Consider the following 2,472-nt stretch of genomic DNA (forward strand, 5'->3'; position numbering starts at 1 on the left):
CAAACTGAGCCATTTCTTTCTCCCCGATTCTTGAAGTTTCGTCACTCCAATTGTCGGGAGAGGGAAGTGGCTTTCTCGACTCTGCGGGCTATGCCCGCCCCGTCAAGCCACCGAGTTATTTACACCATTATAAGGACTTGACATTGGTGCGCATCTCGCTGTTGAGAGGCGCTGATATTTCTTGAGTCAAGTGACTTGCGATAGGATGGGTTATCTACACTCTTCCTGGAGCAAATCACTTGACCCTCACTGATTTTATCGCCACTTTGTTCTTTCATGTTGACGAAGCCATGACAGACGTGCCCAAAGATCCAAGAGCACAGCTCTGGCCTAGCGAACTCGTTACCATCGGCGTCCTCTACGTTCTCAAGGCTCAGAGCCAACGACGATTTTGGCAGTGGCTTGAGGCAAACTATCTTCACTTGTTTCCCGCTCTACCCGAGAGATCGCGCCTGTTCCGACTGATGCGAGCCCATCAGGATTGGGCAGATCGTTTCTTGGCTGACCCCGGCATGCTTCTGGTTAGCGACAGTTTGGGCATTGAACTGATTCATCCTCGCCGACAAGGCCGAAGTGAGGGTCAAGTCGGTGAAAAAGGCAAATCCAATGGCCAGTAGTACGTGGGAGTGAAGTTCTGCCCTCTGCTCAACTTTGATGGCCGTATCTGCGATTGGGACGCGGAAGGAGCCAGCCTTTACGATGGTGACTTTTAATGGATGCTCTCGGACCATCCCAACGAGCCCAAACTGGTGGATAATGGCTTCCATAAATCTGTCAAACGTGGCGGTGATTGTGAGAATCTGATTGTCTGCCAACGGGGTCAGCGCAACTATCGAATGATCGTCGAGACGCTCTTTTCGGGTTGGGTTCGTGTTTTTGGGATGAAGTCGATTACGGAGCGTGGCTGGCCTGGTATCGAGAGCCATCTTGCTTTTGCTTGTGCTGCCTGGAATTTGGTGACGGATATGGCCACTACCTTATTTGGCGGCGACAAAAAAAGCATGAGTACAGCTTGGGTGCCGATTTGAAATAGCACCAATGGTTCATACTTACCTGCGAGGGGGAACTGCCAAGTTATTAAGTTTGTTTCATCCTTCAACCGGCCAGCTACGGGTCAAAGGAGTCACCCAAAGTACCAATGCCATCTTGCACCCCACTGTGCGTGACAAACAGTTTGCCCCGCTAAATTTTACAGGATGACGGCTCGGCCAAAGAAGGCTATCTTGAGGTTACCACACCGAAAAGAGAGCCCATGACCGAGCCGACCAACCTTCAGAACTCACAGAGTTCCCTCCACAAAATCCAAAGGCTGATGCGAGAAAGTATAGGAGAACTCGCACCCTATTGCCAATTCATCACCCTGTTTCTCCTGGCACTGCTGGCGGAAAGAACCGTCAGTTTGCCTTGGATCGCAAGTGTCTTACCAACGGGAGCCACAGAAGAATCCAACCGAAAGAGAATTCAGAGGTTCCTCGACGATGCCCGAGTCACTCCAATAGCTTTCGCCAAGATCATTGTCCGATTCTTGCCCTCCTGCCCGTGGATTCTGGTGATGGATCGCACCAACTGGTTCTGGGGAAAGTCTCCCATCAATCTGCTGGTCTTGGCTGTTTACTGTGACGGTGTGGCCATCCCTTTGCTCTGGGAGCCTCTGCCAAGGGATGGGGCAAGCGACACGGGGCAACGCATTGCCCTGATGAAACAATTTCTGGATTTATGGGGTTCAAAACGCATTGCCTACCTGACGGGGGATCGCGAGTTTATCGGCGCGGACTGGATTGCTTGGCTCAAACGTGCTCGAATCCCTTTTCGTTTACGCCTTCGTGTAGATGATTTGGTGCGGGATCGCAAAGGCAAAATCTATGAAGTGGCTGCCCTCTTTAGCCGCTCTATGCAATGCCGTAAAGGTCAATTTCTGCTCTGGGGCACCTGGGTTTATTTGGGAGGAAAGCCACTTTCTGGGGGTGAGCATCTGATAGTGGCAAGCAGTGATCCAGGCAATCTTTTGGAGGATTATCGCAACCGTTGGAGTATCGAATGCCTGTTTCAGGCTCTCAAGGGTCGCGGTTTTCATCTGGAAGAGACTCGTGTGGTGGATCCGGATCGTGTCAGCCGTCTCTTTGGCCTGCTGGTGCTGGCTTATCTTTTGTGCGTTTGCATCGGCCAATCTTTACCTCAGACCCTCTGTAAGGCGACCAAACGTGCCCGTAAAAGTATTGCTCGGCAAGGACTTGAGGTAGCTCACCGCGTTGCGCTATGGCTTTTGGGGCCGCCATCCGATCTTGAAATCCGTTGGTTTCTTCAGGCCCTCATCCCATGCAAAACTTGAAAGGCAAACTGTTTGTCACGCACAGTGCACCGCTCCCTCCTCCGCAACCCACAAGAGTCATCAGCGCAAGTGTTGTCGCGCATAAAAAAATCGCCTGTTTCATCGTAGTACCTTTGCTTCCTCGTAGTCACCGGGATTGATGC

General features: G+C 51.6%; 3 protein-coding genes. All 3 read left to right on the plus strand.

Annotated elements, in window-relative coordinates:
• The first annotated feature begins 239 nt into the window (after positions 1-239).
• On the plus strand, positions 240-617 hold the full coding sequence (locus RMO15_RS06935; RefSeq protein ID WP_309709709.1) for a hypothetical protein: 378 nt from the start codon (positions 240-242) through the stop codon (positions 615-617).
• A 99-nt stretch (positions 618-716) separates the two neighbouring features.
• The gene (locus RMO15_RS06940) at positions 717-1,028 is read left to right on the plus strand and encodes a hypothetical protein (protein WP_309709711.1); all 312 of its coding nucleotides are present in this window, start codon (positions 717-719) and stop codon (positions 1,026-1,028) included.
• A 224-nt stretch (positions 1,029-1,252) separates the two neighbouring features.
• Positions 1,253-2,329: an IS4 family transposase gene (locus RMO15_RS06945; protein WP_309709714.1), complete on the plus strand. Its 1,077-nt coding sequence runs from the start codon at positions 1,253-1,255 to the stop codon at positions 2,327-2,329.
• Positions 2,330-2,472: the final 143 nt, after the last annotated feature.

It is taken from the genome of Armatimonas sp. (assembly GCF_031410135.1).
GTDB lineage: Bacteria > Armatimonadota > Armatimonadia > Armatimonadales > Armatimonadaceae > Armatimonas.

Bases quoted from the DNA above. Each gene is read 5' to 3' on its own strand.
- RMO15_RS06945 (WP_309709714.1), top strand. From the start codon at position 1,253: ATGACCGAGCCGACCAACCTTCAGAACTCACAGAGTTCCCTCCACAAA.
- RMO15_RS06940 (WP_309709711.1), top strand. From the start codon at position 717: ATGCTCTCGGACCATCCCAACGAGCCCAAACTGGTGGATAATGGCTTC.